The 17,320-nt window shown below is 65.6% G+C and carries 21 protein-coding genes; 6 read left to right on the top strand and 15 right to left on the bottom strand.

Annotated features, from left to right (window positions below; all coding sequences use genetic code 11):
- The first annotated feature begins 1 nt into the window (after window position 1).
- The 6 genes from ACTQZK_RS01555 (at window position 2) to ACTQZK_RS01530 (ending at window position 3,176) form a co-directional block, all read left to right on the top strand.
- Entirely contained in the window at window positions 2-301 is a 300-nt protein-coding gene (locus tag ACTQZK_RS01555) for a hypothetical protein (protein ID WP_225748973.1), read from the top strand.
- Complete coding sequence (locus tag ACTQZK_RS01550; protein WP_417122996.1) at window positions 298-474, top strand: hypothetical protein; 177 nt, start codon at window positions 298-300, stop codon at window positions 472-474. Before ACTQZK_RS01555 ends, ACTQZK_RS01550 begins: the two co-directional genes overlap by 4 nt.
- A complete protein-coding gene (locus tag ACTQZK_RS01545; RefSeq protein ID WP_417122997.1) occupies window positions 452-862 on the top strand; it encodes a hypothetical protein in 411 nt (136 codons plus the stop codon). The genes ACTQZK_RS01550 and ACTQZK_RS01545 overlap by 23 nt, the downstream gene beginning before the upstream one ends.
- Window positions 859-1,110: a holin gene (locus ACTQZK_RS01540; RefSeq protein ID WP_417122998.1), complete on the top strand. Its 252-nt coding sequence runs from the start codon at window positions 859-861 to the stop codon at window positions 1,108-1,110. The genes ACTQZK_RS01545 and ACTQZK_RS01540 overlap by 4 nt, the downstream gene beginning before the upstream one ends.
- Before the next feature lies 1 nt (window position 1,111).
- Entirely contained in the window at window positions 1,112-2,059 is a 948-nt protein-coding gene (locus ACTQZK_RS01535; RefSeq protein WP_417122999.1) for an N-acetylmuramoyl-L-alanine amidase, read from the top strand.
- Window positions 2,060-2,432: 373 nt separating this feature from the next.
- Window positions 2,433-3,176, top strand: a complete 744-nt coding sequence (locus ACTQZK_RS01530; RefSeq protein WP_441898126.1) for a C39 family peptidase — start codon at window positions 2,433-2,435, stop codon at window positions 3,174-3,176.
- 36 nt (window positions 3,177-3,212) lie between these two features.
- Here the strand turns inward: ACTQZK_RS01530 and ACTQZK_RS01525 are convergent, their stop codons facing one another.
- The 15 genes from ACTQZK_RS01525 to ACTQZK_RS01455 all read right to left on the bottom strand — a co-directional run bounded on the left by ACTQZK_RS01525 (window position 3,213) and on the right by ACTQZK_RS01455 (window position 17,303).
- Window positions 3,213-3,461 (bottom strand): TIGR03905 family TSCPD domain-containing protein, encoded by a 249-nt coding sequence (locus tag ACTQZK_RS01525; RefSeq protein ID WP_114565695.1) that lies wholly within the window; start codon window positions 3,459-3,461, stop codon window positions 3,213-3,215.
- A gap of 18 nt (window positions 3,462-3,479) precedes the next feature.
- Complete coding sequence (gene recO, locus ACTQZK_RS01520) at window positions 3,480-4,247, bottom strand: DNA repair protein RecO (RefSeq protein ID WP_441898124.1); 768 nt, start codon at window positions 4,245-4,247, stop codon at window positions 3,480-3,482.
- Between the two features lie 7 nt (window positions 4,248-4,254).
- Complete coding sequence (locus ACTQZK_RS01515) at window positions 4,255-5,769, bottom strand: PASTA domain-containing protein (RefSeq protein ID WP_216528529.1); 1,515 nt, start codon at window positions 5,767-5,769, stop codon at window positions 4,255-4,257.
- 158 nt (window positions 5,770-5,927) lie between these two features.
- Window positions 5,928-6,830: a GTPase Era gene (era, locus tag ACTQZK_RS01510; RefSeq protein ID WP_114565698.1), complete on the bottom strand. Its 903-nt coding sequence runs from the start codon at window positions 6,828-6,830 to the stop codon at window positions 5,928-5,930.
- Between the two features lie 55 nt (window positions 6,831-6,885).
- Window positions 6,886-7,368, bottom strand: a complete 483-nt coding sequence (locus ACTQZK_RS01505; RefSeq protein ID WP_225749219.1) for a diacylglycerol kinase family protein — start codon at window positions 7,366-7,368, stop codon at window positions 6,886-6,888.
- Between the two features lie 9 nt (window positions 7,369-7,377).
- Window positions 7,378-7,839, bottom strand: a complete 462-nt coding sequence (gene ybeY / locus ACTQZK_RS01500) for an rRNA maturation RNase YbeY (protein WP_225749220.1) — start codon at window positions 7,837-7,839, stop codon at window positions 7,378-7,380.
- Window positions 7,840-7,842: 3 nt separating this feature from the next.
- Entirely contained in the window at window positions 7,843-8,799 is a 957-nt protein-coding gene (locus tag ACTQZK_RS01495) for a PhoH family protein (RefSeq protein WP_114565700.1), read from the bottom strand.
- 188 nt (window positions 8,800-8,987) lie between these two features.
- Window positions 8,988-10,106, bottom strand: coding sequence for a C39 family peptidase (locus ACTQZK_RS01490; protein ID WP_441898121.1), 1,119 nt, complete (start codon window positions 10,104-10,106; stop codon window positions 8,988-8,990).
- A 101-nt stretch (window positions 10,107-10,207) separates the two neighbouring features.
- Window positions 10,208-11,482 (bottom strand): tRNA (N(6)-L-threonylcarbamoyladenosine(37)-C(2))-methylthiotransferase MtaB, encoded by a 1,275-nt coding sequence (gene mtaB, locus ACTQZK_RS01485; RefSeq protein WP_418831238.1) that lies wholly within the window; start codon window positions 11,480-11,482, stop codon window positions 10,208-10,210.
- Window positions 11,479-12,423, bottom strand: coding sequence for an RsmE family RNA methyltransferase (locus ACTQZK_RS01480; RefSeq protein ID WP_441898119.1), 945 nt, complete (start codon window positions 12,421-12,423; stop codon window positions 11,479-11,481). The genes mtaB and ACTQZK_RS01480 overlap by 4 nt, the downstream gene beginning before the upstream one ends.
- 71 nt (window positions 12,424-12,494) lie before the next feature.
- Entirely contained in the window at window positions 12,495-13,631 is a 1,137-nt protein-coding gene (dnaJ, locus tag ACTQZK_RS01475; protein ID WP_114565704.1) for a molecular chaperone DnaJ, read from the bottom strand.
- A gap of 75 nt (window positions 13,632-13,706) precedes the next feature.
- Window positions 13,707-14,720 (bottom strand): heat-inducible transcriptional repressor HrcA, encoded by a 1,014-nt coding sequence (hrcA, locus tag ACTQZK_RS01470; RefSeq protein ID WP_123191294.1) that lies wholly within the window; start codon window positions 14,718-14,720, stop codon window positions 13,707-13,709.
- Window positions 14,721-14,998: 278 nt separating this feature from the next.
- Window positions 14,999-16,111: a radical SAM family heme chaperone HemW gene (gene hemW / locus ACTQZK_RS01465; RefSeq protein ID WP_225749223.1), complete on the bottom strand. Its 1,113-nt coding sequence runs from the start codon at window positions 16,109-16,111 to the stop codon at window positions 14,999-15,001.
- Window positions 16,101-17,072 carry a tRNA dihydrouridine synthase DusB gene (dusB, locus tag ACTQZK_RS01460; RefSeq protein ID WP_225749224.1) on the bottom strand — a complete coding sequence of 324 codons (972 nt, stop codon included), beginning with the start codon at window positions 17,070-17,072 and terminating at the stop codon, window positions 16,101-16,103. Before dusB ends, hemW begins: the two co-directional genes overlap by 11 nt.
- Window positions 17,073-17,105: 33 nt before the next feature.
- The gene (locus tag ACTQZK_RS01455) at window positions 17,106-17,303 is read right to left on the bottom strand and encodes a hypothetical protein (protein WP_114565707.1); all 198 of its coding nucleotides are present in this window, start codon (window positions 17,301-17,303) and stop codon (window positions 17,106-17,108) included.
- Between the last annotated feature and the right edge of the window lie 17 nt (window positions 17,304-17,320).

Raw genomic sequence — 17,320 nt, 5'->3', positions numbered from 1 at the left:
CATGGCCGGCATGAGGATCGTCGACGAGAACGGGAACGAGATAGCCAACCCCGACCTGTCGGCCGGGACGCTGTCCCCGACCATAGTCGTCAAGAAGGGAGCCGTCCCGCCCGACGACGTGGAGAAGTTCGCGTGGGCGGACGACGACTACGAGGAGGCCATGCTCTACGCCGTGCCGACGCCGGAGGAGGCCGCCATGGCCGTCGAGCGCGGGCGGGCCGCCGAGGAGGCCGCCGCGCGGGAGCGCGCGAACGAGGAGATGCTGCTGGCGGTGGCCGACATGATAGGGGGCGCGATATGACGGACGCGCAGCTTCGAGTGCTGACGGCAGCCGCCAGGATCCGCGTTTCGCGCGGCGAAAGGCTGGAGGACGTCCTCGGCATGTGGCCGGCGATAGACGACCGAGAGCGGGGGCTGATAAGAGCCGCCGTGCTAGACGAGGAGGCGGCCGGTGCCGTACGAAACGAGCGTTAGCACGCTTGCGCAGGCGATCGCGCAAGAGGGGGCGGCCTGGGTCATGTGCGCCCTGGTCGTGATCGTCTGCGCGGCGCTGCTGTCGAAAGGCTTCCCCGCCTGGTCGTCGTACATGGACAGGCGGGCGGCGGTCGAGGAGGAGCGGGAGCGCCGCAAGGCCCGCGAGAGCGAGGAGCGCGCCCGCACCGAGGGGCAGTGGATCCAGGCCATAGACCGCAGCAACGACGTGAGCGAGAGCGTGGCCGCCGCTCTGGAGTCCTCTACGCGCATGATCGACCGGGTGTCGTGCAAGCTCGACGAGGACGCCAGGCAGGCCGAGCGCAACGCGGCAAAGCTGGACAGGCTGGAGACGGACATGCAGGTGCTGTTAGAAAGGACCAAAAAATGAAGGACGAAGAAATGGACGGAATCAAGAAATGGGCGAAGGCCGCATGCGTGCGCGCGGTCAAGACTGCGGCGCAGACCGCCGTCGGCGTCATCGGCGCAGCAGCCGTCATGGGAGAGGTGCAGTGGGCCATGGTCGCCAGCGCGGCCGCCCTGGCTGCCGTCGTGAGCCTGCTCACGAGCGTGGCGGGCATGCCGGAGGTCGAGGGCGGCGCGAGCGTGGCGAAGATCGCCGCGAAGAAGGAGGGCTGACATGGCCTACGTCATGGACGAGGACTACCGCGCCTCAGGCAACACCAACCATATCTCTGCCGAGGGGCGCGGGTTCTGCGTCCACCACGCCGCCGGGACGTCCATCGACATGGCCCCGACGTTCCTGGCCAACGGGACGTCGGCGCACTACGGCGTGGAGCCTGGCCACGTGCGCCGCTTCCTGGCCGACGAGGACAACGCGTGGGCCGCGGGAGACGCATGGGCCAACGCGCACCTCGTCCACGTCGAGTGCGTCAACTCCTCCGCGGGCGGGGACTGGCCGGTGGCCGAGGGCACGGTCGACACGCTCGTGGAGTTCCTGGCCGACAAATGCCGCGAGCTGGGGTACGCGCGACTGGACGTCGGCGAGACGCTGTACGGCCACCGCGACTTCTACGCGACGTTCTGCCCCGGCGTGCTGTACGGCCGCCTGGGCGAGATCGCCGACCGGGTGAACGCGCTATTGTCCGGCGCGTCCGGCGAATGGGTGCGCGACGGGAAGGGCTGGTGGTACAGGCGCGCCGACGGCTCCTGGCCGGCGGGAGAATGGCTCGCGCTCGACGCGTGGTACCGCTTCGGCGCCGACGGATACGCGCTGACCGGCTGGCAGATGGTCGACGGCAAGTGGTACCTGTTCGGCGACGACTGCCGCATGCTAACCGGCTGGCAGAGCGTCGGCGGCAAGTGGTACTACCTGACAGGCTCCGGGGCCATGGCCACGGGATGGGCCGAAGTGGACGGAGCATGGTACTACCTCGACGAGTCGGGCGCGATGCAGACCGGATGGCTGCTCGACGGCGGCAAGTGGTACTGGCTCGACGAGTCGGGGGCGATGGCGCGCTCGTCGTGCCGAAGCGTCGGCGGCAAGTGGTACGCCTTCGGATCGTCCGGCGCGATGATATCCGGCGAGGTGCCGACCGGCGTCGGCGGGGACATGGAGCTGGGATAGCCGGCGGTTGCGCTCGGACGGCCCGCCGTGCAGCAGTCTGCCCAGACTGCTGCATCGTCCTTTCGGGGACGGCCCGCGCTCCTTCGGGGGCGCGGGCTTTTTCGATGTCGTTTTCGACGCTTTCCCATATCCTTCGCATATCCTAAGTTGGCGTTTTTACGGTTGCTAAGGTTGATGGGATTATAAAAACCGCTGGTCAGACTGCTGCGGTTATTTGAAATGACTATATTTGTTAAGGAAAGCTTAATACATCGGTTGGCGTTTCTTATGAGACGCGAAAGCTGCCTGCGGGGATACTGGAAGCGAAGGCTCGCGCGGACCGACGCCCCGCCCCGCGGCGCTCCGCCGCATCGGCCAGTAGAAAGGACCCGCTATGGGCTACACCAATTCGTTCGAGCACGATCGTCACGGCTATCGGCCCGTCCGCCGCAGCGTGCCAGCTCGACGTGGCACGGCGAAAGGACGGGCCGGCGCCGTCAAGCTGGCCGGGTTGACGGGACTTGTCGCCGCGCTCGTCGGGGCGTGCTTCTACGCAGCCACCTCGCTCACGACGCTCATCGAGGGCGCGCAGGCAACCGCGAACGCCGGTCCCGCAGCGCAAAGCACGCCGCGCAGCGCCTGGCACATCGGCGAGATGCCGATCCTGTACCAGGAAGATCCCGCATGGTCGAACACGACGTACGCAGGAGACTCCTTCGGGGAAACCGGCTGCGGCCCCACGTGCATGACCATGGCGTACATAGCTCTGACCGGGAAAGACGATATGACCCCGGCCGATATGGGGGCGTTCTCGGAAAGCCTGGGGGCGGCATCCACCGAAGGCACCGCCTGGACCTTCATGACCGACGGCGCAGCCCGGCTGGGACTTGCCGCAACCGAGCTGCCCGCCGACAAGGCCAGCATCAGGCGGGCGATCGTTTCGGGGTCGCCCGTGATATGCAGCGTAGGACCCGGGGACTTCACCACCACGGGGCATTTCATCGTGCTTGCAGGCATCGACCAGCAAGGCCGGCTCATCGTGCGCGACCCCAACAGCCCCGAGCGCACCGCGCAAAGCTGGGATTTCCAAACCGTTCTCGGCCAATGCCGCGCCATCTGGGCGTACCAAGCGGCATGATCCGCTAGGGCCGCGCCCGGTTCAGAAGGCGCGGCCCTAGCGGGCGGTCTGCGCCTCGCGAAGCCCTTTCACCAACTGATCGGCGCACGATGTGGAACGGCGGCCGCACGTATTGCCTTCGAGCAGCGCAGCAACCTCGTCCACCGACATGCCCTGAACCAGCTTCGAGATAGCTTTCAGATTGCCGTCGCAGCCCCCCACGAAGTCGATATGCGACACCGAATCGCCCTCAAGCTCGATGTTGATCTCGCGGGAGCACGTTCCCCTCGTCTTGTACGTGTACATGTCAAACCTTTCCTCTTGCTAGAATAACCCGCTCGTGAACAGAAAGTTCAACGATTTCAAGCGCGTCCCAACATGTTCGTAGATCCATTCCTGGCAAAAACGCAGAACCGCGAAGGCTTCGGAGGGACCCGCCTCCATGTCTTCGATGGCGGAGAACGTGGAGCAGAGCAGGGCTTTGCTCCAGGCTACCACCTCGCCGGGCACCAGCTGCGACTCAACCTGGGACGCGCAGCTTGAGCAGAGCACCCCGCCCTCGCGATACGACACGAACACCTCGCTGCGTTCGGCAGAAACAACGTCGCAGGCGCATCCCGCGCAGACGCTCAAACTGGGGCGCAAGCCCGCAAACGACACGGTCTTGAGCAGGTGAGCTGCGCAGATCAACGGAGCGCGCGATGCGTCCACCCGTCCCAGAGACGAGAGCGCGGTGCAGGTCAATGCGAACAACCGAGGGCTCTCCAGATCCATCTGCGTAACGCGGTCGAGCAGCTCGGCCATGGGAGCCGCGCAGGCCGCGTGCTCCATGTCGCGGCGCAAGCGCTCGTTGCTCTCCACCAAGCGCGCTTCCTTCACCACGTCAAGGCTGCGCCCCCGCGCTAAAAGCACGTCTGCCACCGAATAGAGCTCCAAACGCGAAGCGAAAGAGCTCGCAGGCTTGCGCGCGCCCTTCGCCACCGCGCGCACCTGCGAACCGTCCTCGACGAGCATCGTCAGGATCAGATCGCTCTCGCCCAGCTTCGTCTTGCGCAGCACGATGCCGCGCGCATCGTAGGTTGGCTGAGCCACGCCGCGCCTACGAAATGCTCACGATGCTGTTCGCGCTGTCCCAAACGATAACGCCGCTCTTCTGCTTGTACGAGCCGCGCACCGTCTCGCCGTCGAGCGTGGTTATCGCCGCAGCCGTGATGGTGAAAGCGGTCGTGTCGTTTCCTTGGTACGTTATGCCGTCGACCGACTGGATCGCGTAGGTGGTCCCCCCGATGTTCACCGTGCCCGCACTTGCCAGATACGCCTGCGCCGCCGCCGTCAGCTCGGCCCCGCGCGAACGCGCGATGTTGACGGTAACGCTCGAACCCGACGCAACCTTCTCGCCTGCCGCAGGCGACGTGCCCAGGATGGTTCCGTCAGCCGCAGCGTCATCGTAAACGTAGGCGCTCGTGGCCGTCAGGCCCTCGGCCTCGATCGCGGCAACCGCCTGATCCCAGGTCATCCCCGTGATATCGGGAACCGTGTATGCAGCGGCCACCGTAACGGTGACGGGCTCGTTCGCCTTGGCCTTCGTACCGGCTTCGGGGGAAACGGCCAAGACGATGCCTTCGCGCTCGTCTGATTTCTGCGTCACGAACTTCACGTTCTCGAAACCGAATTCCTTCAGCTTCGCAGCGGCTTCATCGCGCTGGATGCCTACCGTTTCGGGCACGACGCGCGCTTCCGACACATGTATGACAACCTCGGTTCCCTCGTCTTGTCGCGCGCCGGCGCCCGGGTCCATAAGCAGCACGACGCCTTCGGTCTCGTCGGACTTCACCTGCATGGTGCGCACCGCGAAGCCCTTGCCCTCAAGCACGTAGGTGGCGTCGGTCTGCGTCATGCCCACAACATTGGGAAGGATCTTTCCGCCCCAAAGCTCCATCTGGTACGTCGCAACCGCTGCGATTCCCGCGGCGGCCACCAAGCATGCGAGCACGATGGCAACCACCTTGCCCTTGCCGCCCTTCTTCGCGTTCGGATCGGGCGCGCGGAACTCCTTCTGCTTCGGCGCTGCGCCGCCTTCGATACGCGGCATTTCCATCGTGCCGCCGGAACGCCACGACGATTGCGGCGGTACGTAGTTGGAATCGACCAAGCACTCGTCAAGGCCGGAAAGGTCGGCTGTGCGCCCCGCCTCGAAGTCTTCCTGAGAACGCTTCGGAATGAACGGGGTCAGATCGTCGTCACGCGTCGGCGGCTCCTCGGAAGCCTCATCGGAGACGGCTTCTTCGTCGGACGGGCTGAAATCGAACGCGTTGCCGTCTTCGTCGACGTTCACGCCCGCAACGTCTATGGCGGGAAGCTTGGCGGGGTCGAGCGGGCCGGATGATCCCGCCTGCACGCCGGCAGTCGGCTCTTCCTCGTCGGAAGAGACCGAGCCTGCGAAATCGGGATCGAGCTCGTCGTCGTTCGCGGCTTCGGGTACAGGCGCAAGCGACTCTCGATCGGCATCGACCGCGGCGGCAACCTCGGCTATTTTCCCCGACAGCGGCAGTCCGCATTCGTTGCAGAACTTCGCGCCGTCGCGGTTTTCGGAATGGCAATGAGGACAGATCATGCTGACTTACTCCCTCGCAGGTGACGGTACGAAAAGATTGTAGCCGAAAAACCACGAGAGCACCCGAACAACCCGGCGAACCTCCGGTTCACGACAATACTTGCAAAAAAACGCGAGCCAAGCTGGCTTCGGCGCGCCGAAGCGCGCGCATCCAAGCCCTACAAGCCCTCGCCGTAGCCGAATCGGCGAATCTGGTTCTCGTCGCGCCGCCAGTTCTTCTTCACCTTGACCGACAGGTCCAAGAACACCCGCGTGCCCAGCAGCTGCTCAAGGTCGGCGCGCGCTTCGGTGCCGATCTGCTTGATGGCGGCGCCTCGCTTGCCGATGATGATGCCCTTTTGGCTGTCGCGCTCCACGTAGATGCGCGCGAAGATGCGATGGAGGTCCTTCTTGCGATCGTACTCCATCTCTTCCACCTGCACGCCGATGGCGTGGGGAACTTCGTCATGGAACGAGCGCAGGATCTTCTCGCGGATGAACTCCGCCACCACGACCTCGATCGGCTGGTCGGTCTCCATGTCGAGCGGGAACCACGCCGGGCCCTCGGGCAACAGGAACACCACTTCCTCGATGAACGCGTCCACGTTCTTCCCGGTCTCGGAGGACAAGCCCACCATCGCATCCCATTCGCCAAGCTTCTCGGCCGCTTCGCGTTGGCGGGAAAGCTGCTCGGGATTCACGAGGTCGGTCTTGGACAGCACGCAGATCTTCTTCGCGCGCGATCGGCGCAGCTGCTCGGCTACCCACTCGTCGCCGCGGCCCACGGGCTTCGACGCGTCGATGAGCATGGCCACCACGTCCACGTCCTCGAGCGCCTTGAGCGCGGAGACGTTCAGCTCCTCGCCCAGCGCGTCATGCGGCTTGTGCAGGCCGGGCGTGTCCACGATGATCATCTGGTAGTCGTCTTTGGTGTAGACCGCGCGGAAGCGGTGGCGCGTGGTTTGCACGGTATTCGACGTGATGGCGATCTTCTTGCCCATGATCGCGTTGAGCAACGTCGACTTGCCGGCGTTCGGCCTGCCCACCAACGTGACGAAGCCGGATTTGAAGTGTTCGGGCATTTCCAAGGTTGCGTTCCTTCCAACCGATTCTGTATCTTTGCGCGACGCCGAAGTTCTACGCCCCGAGCAGCGCCGCCAAGCGAGGGACGAACACGAGCGCGGCCACCGCCACAGCGGCGAGGGCGAACACGAGCACGGCCGCCGCCGCGCAGTCCTTCGCGCGCCGCGCCAGCTCGTGGTACCCGGGCGACACCAGGTCGACCACCGATTCAAGCGCCGTGTTGAAGCACTCCGCCGCGAACACCGCAGCGATGCACAAAACGATCGCGATCCACGATACGGCGTCGATGCGCAGCAGAACGCCCAGGATCACGGCCGCTGCGGCAACGGCCAGGTGTATCTTCATATTGCGCTGCGTGCGCACCGCGAAGACAAGCCCGTCTCCCGCGCATGAGAACGCGCGGCCGAGCGAAAACCTCGCATGCGATTCCTTCGACGCCCGATTGCGGACGAACCCTTCTTCGTCCCGCACGTCCCCCTGCGCAGAAGCGCGCTTTTCCCCGTCCTCGTCCATGATGTTCGACGCTTTCGTGATCACGTCGAGCGCTTAGCGCTTCGACCAGGCTTCGAGGATCTCGGCCTCGCGCTTTTCCATGACCTCGGCCTCGTTGTCCTCGATGTGATCGTAGCCGCACAGGTGCAGCAGGCCATGCACGAGAAGCAAGCTGATCTCCTCTTCGAAGGTGGTGCCGAACTCGCGCGTCTGCCTGCTTGCCACGTCCGGGGCGATGATCACGTCGCCCAGCTCGAAGACGGGGTCCTGCGCCAGCGTCATGGCCGACAGGTCGTCGTCCACGCCGTCGCACTCGAACGACAGCACGTCGGTGGGACCGGATTTCTGGCGGTACTTCTCGTTCAGCTCGGCGATGGCCTCGTCGGTGACGAAGCTGATGGACACCTCGGTGTTGAAGGGCTTGTCCTCGCGCGTCAGCACGAACTGAGTCAACTCGTGCAGCGGCAGCTTTTCCAGCTCGTCTTTTCTAAAATCGTAGTTGATCTGGATATCCATGGCTTATCCCTTCTTGCTTGCCTGGTCGTAGGCGGATACGATGGCGGCCACCAGGGAATGGCGCACCACGTCTTTGCCGGAGAAGTCGCAAAACGCGATATCGTCCACATCTTCGAGAATGCGGCGGACGCCCTTGAGCCCGGAAATGCCGCGCGGCAGATCGAGCTGGGTCACGTCGCCCGTGATCACCATCTTGGAACCGAATCCCAAACGCGTCAAGAACATCTTCATCTGCTCGGGCGTGGTGTTCTGCGCCTCGTCGAGGATAATGAAGCTGTCGTTGAGCGTGCGCCCGCGCATGAACGCAAGCGGGGCGATTTCGATGACGCCGTTGTCTATGAGCTGGGTTGCGCGCTCCATGTCGGTCATGTCGAACAGAGCGTCGTAAAGCGGACGGATGTAGGGATCCACCTTTTCGGTCAAGGTGCCCGGCAGAAAGCCCAGGCTCTCCCCCGCCTCCACGACGGGCCTCGTCAAGATGATGCGTCCCACTTCCTTGCGCTTGAGCGCAGCCACCGCCATGGCCATGGCCAGGTAGGTCTTGCCCGTTCCGGCCGGCCCGATGCCGAAGGTGACGGTGTTTTCGCGAATGGCGTCCACGTACTGCTTCTGACCGGCGGTCTTCGGGCGTATGGCCCGTCCTCGGTACGTGAGCAGGATGTCCTCGCGCAAAGCGCGCGGCGAGAATTCAGCCGTGCGCAGCAGGTCGATAGCGCGACGGACGTAGTCCGAAGTGGGCTCGTCGCCGCCTTCCACCAGCTTGATGAGATCCGAGAACAAAACGGTAAGCGACTGCACCTCGATGGGATCGCCTTCGAGCATGATGGAATCGCCCCGTACCGTGATGCGCGCCTCGAACGCGCTTTCCACGATGTGCAACAGCTCGTCGGCCGGGCCCACGATGAGCGCCATGTTCACGCTCTGAGGAGCCGTGAGAGTAATGTGCGTCTGATCAGTCATGCCGGCTATTGTACCATGCGGCCGCCCGCTCGGAGACGATGTCACCGAACCGACAAGGGAATATGGTGCAGGTGCCCAAAACGGTGCCCGGAACAAGTTCGCAGTCGATTCGCATTGTCGCCCGAAACGTACGGTTTTGCCGCAGAAACCGTACGTTTCGGGCGACAATGCGGTCTGCGGGACCGTCCCTAGGCCAGGCGGTACGCCCAGAGCGTCTTGGTCTGGCCGATCACCTGGTCGATGCTCCACGTTCGATCCGAGCGCTGCGCCGAGTACGGATCGTTCACCTTGAGCGTGCCGTCGTCGGCGAGCCCCGTTACGACGAAGAAGTGGCCGTTGTCCGTGAAATCGCCGGGGCCGACGTTGCAGATGACCACCGCGCCGCTTTCGAGCGCGCTGCGCAGGCTTCCCGCATCGACCCCGATCGGCTGGCAGGACAGGCCGAGCGACGCCGCTTCGTTGGTCAAGAAGGACGAATCCGTGCCGTCGAAGGTGGCCATGTAGCCGCCCTGCTTCGCCCGAACGCCCATGTCGTAGGGCGACAGGTCGCTTTTGCCCGTCAAACCCTGGTACACCATGGAAAGCGCCGTGGGACAGCACCCCGTAAGCGCGAACGTGGTCGAGCTGTACACGGTGAAGCCCCAGCGGCTGTCCCACTGGTACAGCCGGGGCACCTCGCCTTTGCGCGCCTCGTCGCACGCCCCGGCTTCGCTGGCAGGATACGCGTCGGGGAACTGCCTGACGGAGGAAACGGCCTCGGGCTCGGTCGCCGCCAGTTTGAGCAGCTTGTACTGCACCGCTTCGCCGTCAACCGCGTACGCTTGGGGATGCGCGGCAATCCAAGCCGCATCGTCGCTGGTCTCGGCCGCTTTCACAAGCTGCGCGGTCAGGTCGTTTCCGAGTATCGCGGAAAGAGCCGCCTGGTCGATGGGATATTTCTGCGGCTGCTGCGCTTCAGGGACAGGATCGGGAGCCGGCTCGGGCTGCTCGGCCGTGCAGCTTGCGCAGCTGCGAACGCCCACCACGGCCAGCACGATCAGGAGCACGGCCGCGAGCCCTGCAAGCAGACGCTTCGGACCGAGTGCGCGGACGGCGTTCGACACGGCATCGACGCCCGCAAGCAAGAGGTCGGCCGGTTTCGAGCCGCCATGATGCTGCTCGCCCGCACCTGCGCGGCGGGCTTGCCGACCATCGGGGCGCGACGACGCTTCGCGTGGCAGATGCGGGCCGGCCGCTTGCCCGTTGCGCCGTGCGGTTCGCTCTTCAAGCCGTTTGCGCGCTCGCTCGCGCGCCTCTTCGTCGGTCATGGCTTCCCCGTTTCGCGATCGTTATCGAAACAGAGTATACCGTTGCACCTGCGCGAACGCCAGACGGAAGTCGGTCGTACAGGACTTCCGCCAGCAGTTGGCTACAGGGCGACCTCGACGAGCGACCCGACTTGCGCGCCCGCAGGAGCGTCCACCTCGTGATAGCTTTCCGTCATGGCCACGCCGCCCTCTTCCACCAGGGCAAGCTCGACGGTTCCCACGCGACGGGCGCGGTCGGCGGCGCGCAGCTCGTCGCCGAGGGCGCGCAGGGCCGCGGCGCGCGACGCCTTGACCTCGGAAGCCACCTGGTCGTCGCGCGCGGCCGCCGGCGTTCCCTCGCGGCGCGAATAGGGAAACACGTGAATCTTCGAGAAGCGGCAACGCCGCGCCACGGCAAGCGTCTCCTGGAACTCGGCATCGGTCTCGCCCGGAAAGCCCACGATGACGTCGGTCGACAGGCTGATGCCGGGCACGCTGGCGCGCAATCGGTCCACGAGCGCCTCGAAACGCCTCGCATCGTAAGGACGCGCCATCTCGCGCAGCACCTTGTTGCTACCCGCCTGCAAGGGCAGGTGCAGATGGCGGCACACGCGACCCTGCGCAGAAGCCAGCAGCTCGATGAACGCCTCGTCGACGTCGCGCGGCTCGATGCTCGACACGCGGAAGCGCACGGGAGGCGCGTCGGATTCGTGCAGGCCCGCCGTCTCGTCGAGCAGGCGGCGCAGCAGATCGGCCAGGCGCAACGCGCTTGGATCGCGCCGCGCGCCGTCGCGATACGACCCCAGGTTGATGCCGGTCAGCACGATCTCGCGCGCTCCGGCGCGTGCGAGCGATGTGCATTCGGCTGCCACGTCGTCGGCTGGACGACTGGCGGCGCGACCGCGCGCCACGTGCACGATGCAGTACGTGCACGCGTTGTCGCATCCGTCTTGCACCTTCACGCCCACGCGCGTCCGAAAGCCTCGACCCAGCGGCAGCACCGAAGCAGGCGCAAGCTCGACGTGCCCTTCGCCCGCCTTGGCGACGCAAGGAACGGCGCCCGTATGATCCCATTGCCCTTGCTCGATCTGCTCCAGAAGCTGGCCCTTGCCCACGACGCGCACGCGCGAATCCATGGCCTCGTACGTTGCGGCGTCGATGGCCACCGCGCACCCGGTAACCGCCACCGCGGCTCGATCGTTACAACGCAGCGCGCGCCGCACGGCCTTGCGCGTCTTCTTCTCGGCCTCGCCGGTAACGGTGCACGTGTTCACCACGATCAAATCGGCTTCGCTTTCAGCAACGCAGGCCTGCCCTCGGGCAAGCAAGGCGGCGGCGAAGGAATCCGACTCGACACGGTTCACCTTGCACCCCAGGTTCACCACGGCGAAGCTCATAGCAGCCCCTTTCGAGGAGCGCGGCCGGGATCGAGCGTCCGGCGGCCCGCTTCCCCGGCTTCGCCCGCCTGCTCGGGCGTACGGACGGATTCGCCCTCGGAGGCGCCGCTCGGCAACGGATCCGCCCCGTCGCCCGCATCGCCCCGGTCGCTCACCGCCGCCATGCGACCCAGCTCGTAGAGCACGAGCGCCGGCGCCACGATGCCCGCCGTTTCCGTACGCAGAATGGAAGGTCCCAGCGTGACCAGCGCCGAAGAAGGGTTGCATTCCAGAAGCGCATCCACCTCACGCTGCGTCAAACCGCCTTCCGGGCCGACCACCACGACAATGCGCGCCTCGTCGGCCGGCATGCTGTTGAGCATGAGGCCACGCGCGATCGCGTCCTCCAAGCGCGCCGTCTGCGGAGCCTCTTCCCAGCAGATCAGCACCGCAGTCGCGTTCTTCGCGAACGCGCACGCCTCGGCAAGCGACAAAGGCGCGCTCACCTCGGGAACCGCTCGCTGGCCCGACTGCATGGCGGCGCTTTTGGCGATGGCACGCCAACGCTCCGCCTTGGACGCAGTCTTTTTCGCATCCAGTTTGACGATGGAGCGCTCGCATGAAAGCGGGACGAACCCGCTCACTCCCAGCTCGGTCGCGTGGCGCACGACCGTTTCCATCTTGTCCCCCTTGGCAAGGCCCTGCACGAGCACCACCGAGGGCCCGTTGGAGCCGCGCTCGAACCGCTGGGCTACGCGCACCAGGGGAATCTGGTCGGAAAACGACACGATCTCGCATTCGAAATAGTCCTGCGCGGCATCCACCACGGCAATGTGCTCGCCCGGAGCAAGGCGCAGCACGCGCGCATGCTTGGCATCGTCGCGTGCCAAGCGCAACGGGAAGGACTCGGCGGGCTCGTCGGCGATCACCTGGTCGTGCAGGTAGAAATGTGGCAGGGACATACGGGGAACCTCGCAGGTCGAACGGTCGCAGGGTGATACAAGTGGGCGCATCGGCCGGCAGGCCGACGATCCTACTGGAACGCGTCGCGCAGTTTCTGCAACGGCGTGCGCTCGTCGGCCACGTCCTCGCCCATCTCCTCGGCCAGCTGCTCCAAAAGCTCGCGCTGCTTCTTGGTGACCTTCTTGGGCACCTGCACGTTCACATGCACGAACATGTCGCCGCGCGCGTCGCTGCGGAAGCGCGGCATGCCGCAGCCCTTCACGCGCACCACCTGCTCGTTCTGGCAGCCTTCGGGAATGCGAACCTGCACCTTCTCGTCCTCGAAGATGCCGTCGATCTCGATTTCCGAACCGAGCGTTGCCTGCACGATGGACACGTTCGCACGCGCGTGCAGGTTGTCGCCATCGCGTTCGAAGAACTCATGCGGCTGGATGCGGCAGGTTACGATCAGGTCGCCCGGACGCGCGCCGTGCATGCCTGCTTCGCCGAAGCCGGACAGGCGAAGCTGCTGGGAATCGCGGATGCCCACGGGAACCTCCACGGTCACGCGCTGGCGGTCGGGCACGCGGCCCTGGCCCTCGCATTCCGGGCACGGGTTCTCGATAGTATGGCCGGTGCCGCCGCAGGTCTTGCACGTGGTGGCCGTCTGCATGTCGCCCAAGAACGTACGCTGCACGGTGACCACGCGGCCTTGCCCGTTGCAATCGGGGCACACGACCTCGCGACCGTCGGGGCCCAAGCCCGAGCCGTCGCAGTCGGGGCACGGAGCCAGGCGATCGTACACGATCTCCTTCTTGGCTCCAGCGGCCACTTCCTCAAGCGTCAGGCGCAAGCCGACGCCCATGTCGCGGCCTTCGCGGCGCTGGGGCGCATGGCCAGCGGCCTGCCCGCCGAAGAACGAACTGAAGATGTCGCCCATGCCGAAGCCGCCGCCGAACAAATCCTCGAAGTCCACGTAACCGCCGCCGTAGGGGTTGCCGCCGCCCGCCGCGCCCGGCATGGTCCCGAACCGGTCGTACTGCGCGCGCTTCGCCGGATCGGACAGCACGTCGTACGCTTCGTTGAGCTCTTTGAACTGGTCCTCGGCATCGGGGGCTTTGTTTACATCGGGGTGCAGCTCGCGCGCGCGGCGGCGAAACGCCTTCTTGATCTCGTCTTCGTTCGCGTCCCGCGACACTCCCAGAACTTCGTACAGATCCTTGGCCATCTGTCGTTGAAACCTTTCTTCACCAGCGGAAGGACCGCCCCTTCCGCTGCACTCGTTTTTGCTTCTACCTAACTGCTATACGTCTTCGAGCGCGGAGCTTGCTATGCGCACCGCGCGGATAACCTTCGAGTAGTCCATGCGCGTAGGGCCTACCACGGCCACCACGCCGGCAGACTCGCCCCGTCCGTACCGGCTTGCCACCACCGACACGCCCGAAAGCGCCGCGGCATCGTTTTCGCTGCCGATGCGCACGCTTGGAACGCCGGCAGCCTGACGGGACGCCTCGTCCATGATCTGCAGGAGCACCGTGTCGTCCTCGAGCACTTGCATGACGGGCAGCAACGCCTGCGACTGGCTGAATTCAGGCTGGCTGAGCAGCGAGCTTACGCCTAGGCGATGCGCGCGCGACTGCTCGCTTTCCTGCAAACACGACAGCACCTCGTCGAGCGCCATGCGCACGAGCGGGTCGCGAAACGCCTCGACCATGCCCTGCCCCAGCCCGTCTTCGATTTCCTGGAGCGACTTGCCCGTGAAGACGTCGCTCAGGAAATGCTGCACGTGCGCCAGATCGTCGCCCGAAACCTCTTCGGCGAACTCCATCTGGCGATTGAACACCTGGCCGTCTTCGGTCACCAGCACCACGAGCGCCCTCATGGACGACAGCGATATCAGGGAAAGCTGCTTGATATGCAGGTTGAGGACCGAGGGGGCGATCACGATGGAAAGGCAGTCGGTCAAGCGCGTCAGAGCCGACGACGTCTGCTCGAGCAGGGCGTCCAGCTCGCTCGCGCTGCGGCGCAGCTGGTCCACCACGGGGCTGTAACGATCATCGTCGCCCGCAAGGTCGGTCTGCAGCAGGTTGTCGACGAACGCGCGGTACCCGTGATCGGTCGGGATGCGCCCCGCCGACGTGTGCGGCTGCGCGATGTAGCCGCCGTCCTCGAGAACCGACAGCTCGTTGCGCACCGTCGCGGGGCTCACGCCCAGCTGGTAGCGCTCCGTCAACGTGCGCGAGCCCACCGGCAGAGCGCGCGCGACGTATTCTTCGATGAGGGCTGCAAGCACCCTTTGCCTTCGATCCGAAAGCACGCTTCTCCACCTTTCCTCTCTCTTCCACCGCTCAAGCCGTCGCTTCATCGGCACCAGGCGATGCAATACCAACGTGTCATTTTAGCAGCCGATGCAAGAGAGTGCTAAAAAAGGTGACAATTATGGAGAATCTCAACGGAAGCGTCACAGAACGCGGCGGCTCGCCGCCAAATCGGAGCCGCCGGAAGGCAGACGACCGCGAACGTAGGCGCGAATCGGGACCTGCGACACCGTCGAGCACGAAGACGCCGAAGTGCGGATCGCTCCCCTCGAGGCGCTTACGGAGCCAGATCGAACAGATCCCCGTACAGCTCGTTGCCGCAAAGCCACCCGCGTTCCGTGGGTCGCCAGCGACCGCCCTCGTGAACGACCAGCCCCCGGTCTTTCAGGCTGGCAAGCGCTTCGTCTACTTGCGGCAGCAGCTCCGCCGCGCGCTCGACCCGCTCGTCGGACACGCCGCGCGTCATGCGCATGCCCAGCATGAGGTCTTCCGCCGCCATCTGGCGCGCGTCCAGATCGTCGGTGACCGCGCCGTCCTTCACCCGCATGCGCCGCTCGGCGTTCTGCGTCATGGTGGCGGCGCTGCGGCCCAGGCCCAGGTAGGGCACGCCCGTCCAGTACGCGATGTTGTGGCGGCACGCGAAGCCCGGCCGCGCGTAGCTGGCCACCTCGTACCGCTCGAAGCCGGCTTCGGTCAGAACCCGCGCGGCGATCTCCATGTGCGAGGCCCCCACGTCGTCGTCGACCTCGTCCAACTCGCCCGCCAGAACAGCCGCGTCGAACGGCGTGTGCGGCTCGACGATGAGGGGGTACACGCTCACATGGGTCGCCCCGAGCGCAACGGCCTCGCGCACGCTCACCTCGAAGCTAACGTCGCTCTGGCCCGGAATGCCGCACATCAAGTCCACGCTGACGTTTTCGAACCGGGTCAGCGCCGCTTCGATGGCCCGGCGCGCATCGTCGGCAGAATGCGCGCGACCGAGCGTGCGCAGCACCTCGTCGTCGAAGCTCTGCACGCCGATGGACAGCCGGTTCACGCCCAGCGCCCAGATGTCGCGCACCATGCGCTCGGTCAGGCTTTCGGGGTTCGCTTCCATGGTGCATTCCACGTCGGGCTCGAGCCGCATGGACAAGGACAGCGTGTACAGCAGCATCGACAAGCGCGAAAGGCCCAGATGGCTCGGGGTCCCTCCGCCGAGGTACACCGTTTCGACGGAGCCCAGCTCGCCTTCTTTCGCCTTGCGACGAACTTGAAGCACCAAGTCGTCCACGTACGCGTCGATCTCCGGCGCATCCGTCGGCACCGCCGCCGTGGCGAAGTCGCAGTATCCGCACCGCTTCACGCAGAACGGCAGGTGCAGGTACAGCGCGCGATACGGATCATGAGGCATGATGGGCCCTTTCCAGCAACTCGTCGAACACCCGGTCGAAGTCCTCCACGGTCACGCAGGCGTTAATCTTCCCGCGCGCCGACGCCGCGCCCGGCAAGCCGGCCAGATACCACATGGCGTGCTTGCGCATGCGCACGATGTTCTTGCCCTCGCGCTCGGAAAGCAGCCGCGCATGACGTCGCGCCATGGCTATGCGCTCGCCTACGTTCGGCATCGCAGGCTCGGCGCGCCCGGCAAGCGCCGCCTTCGCCTGCGCGAACAACCAGGGGTTCCCCTCTGCCGCGCGGGCGATCATCACGGCATCGCAGCCCGTGCGCTCGACCATGGCCGCCGCGTCGCAGCCGCGCTTCACGTCGCCGTTGCCGATCACCGCAACGCTTACGGCCTCCTTCACGCGGGAGATCACGCCCCAATCGGCGCTGCCGTGGTACAGCTGCTCGGCGAACCGTCCGTGCACGGCCACGGCCGCCGCGCCCGCGTCTTCCATGCGACGCGCGAACTCGGGGGCGCTTTCATCGCCCATCGCCCAACCGCGGCGGAACTTCACCGTCACCGGGTGCTCCACGGCATCCGCCACGGACCGCACGATGCGCGCCGCCAGCGCAGGGTCCTTCATGAGGGCCGAGCCGTCGCCCTTCGTGACGATCTTGCGCGCCGGACAGCCCATGTTGATGTCGAGGTAGGCAAGGCTCTCCCCCATTTCCTGCTCGATCCACCCGGCCTGTGCCGCCATCGTATCGGGTTCGTGCCCGAACAGCTGGACGGCCACCTGGTCCTCGCCCGCGGCCAGGTGAAGCAGGTGGCGCGTCTTCTCGTTCGCGTACGAGAGTCCTTTTGCCGACACCATTTCAGTGTACGTGAGATCGGCGCCCTGCTCGCGGCAGAGCGTCCTGAACGCCTCGTCGCTCACGCCCGCCATGGGCGCGAGCAGCAGGCGGTGCTTTTGGAAAAAATCGTGCATGATGCCTTTTCGCTCGTTGGAGACGGCCGCGCGCTACATGCTGGACAGAATGTCGAGCGCGCTTATGCCCGCGAATATGAACAGGACGACCAGAGCCACCACCGCGAACAGGCACCCGCAGCCGACTGCAGCCTTCGCGCCGCTGCCCATGCCGGCCGGCTGCTGCGCGGCCTTCTTGTCGTTGAAGGGATCGTCCAGCCAGTCGAACTCTTCTGTATCCTTACGTGCCATGCAACCTCCTCGGGCTT

The sequence above is a fragment of the Paraeggerthella sp. LCP19S3_G8 genome, from assembly GCF_052119225.1.
Taxonomy (GTDB): Bacteria; Actinomycetota; Coriobacteriia; order Coriobacteriales; family Eggerthellaceae; genus Paraeggerthella; species Paraeggerthella hominis.
This window is presented reverse-complemented; position numbering and strand designations above follow the sequence as displayed.

Coding starts and splice junctions, on each gene's coding strand:
- ACTQZK_RS01525 (WP_114565695.1), bottom strand. CDS start 3,461: ATGTACACGTACAAGACGAGGGGAACGTGCTCCCGCGAGATCAACATC.
- ACTQZK_RS01555 (WP_225748973.1), top strand. CDS start 2: ATGGCCGGCATGAGGATCGTCGACGAGAACGGGAACGAGATAGCCAAC.
- ACTQZK_RS01480 (WP_441898119.1), bottom strand. CDS start 12,423: ATGTCCCTGCCACATTTCTACCTGCACGACCAGGTGATCGCCGACGAG.
- ACTQZK_RS01530 (WP_441898126.1), top strand. CDS start 2,433: ATGGGCTACACCAATTCGTTCGAGCACGATCGTCACGGCTATCGGCCC.
- ACTQZK_RS01495 (WP_114565700.1), bottom strand. CDS start 8,799: ATGACTGATCAGACGCACATTACTCTCACGGCTCCTCAGAGCGTGAAC.
- ybeY (WP_225749220.1), bottom strand. CDS start 7,839: ATGGATATCCAGATCAACTACGATTTTAGAAAAGACGAGCTGGAAAAG.
- ACTQZK_RS01490 (WP_441898121.1), bottom strand. CDS start 10,106: ATGACCGACGAAGAGGCGCGCGAGCGAGCGCGCAAACGGCTTGAAGAG.
- ACTQZK_RS01540 (WP_417122998.1), top strand. CDS start 859: ATGAAGGACGAAGAAATGGACGGAATCAAGAAATGGGCGAAGGCCGCA.
- ACTQZK_RS01455 (WP_114565707.1), bottom strand. CDS start 17,303: ATGGCACGTAAGGATACAGAAGAGTTCGACTGGCTGGACGATCCCTTC.
- ACTQZK_RS01535 (WP_417122999.1), top strand. CDS start 1,112: ATGGCCTACGTCATGGACGAGGACTACCGCGCCTCAGGCAACACCAAC.
- era (WP_114565698.1), bottom strand. CDS start 6,830: ATGCCCGAACACTTCAAATCCGGCTTCGTCACGTTGGTGGGCAGGCCG.
- dusB (WP_225749224.1), bottom strand. CDS start 17,072: ATGCACGATTTTTTCCAAAAGCACCGCCTGCTGCTCGCGCCCATGGCG.
- ACTQZK_RS01515 (WP_216528529.1), bottom strand. CDS start 5,769: ATGATCTGTCCTCATTGCCATTCCGAAAACCGCGACGGCGCGAAGTTC.
- hemW (WP_225749223.1), bottom strand. CDS start 16,111: ATGCCTCATGATCCGTATCGCGCGCTGTACCTGCACCTGCCGTTCTGC.
- ACTQZK_RS01550 (WP_417122996.1), top strand. CDS start 298: ATGACGGACGCGCAGCTTCGAGTGCTGACGGCAGCCGCCAGGATCCGC.
- dnaJ (WP_114565704.1), bottom strand. CDS start 13,631: ATGGCCAAGGATCTGTACGAAGTTCTGGGAGTGTCGCGGGACGCGAAC.
- mtaB (WP_418831238.1), bottom strand. CDS start 11,482: ATGAGCTTCGCCGTGGTGAACCTGGGGTGCAAGGTGAACCGTGTCGAG.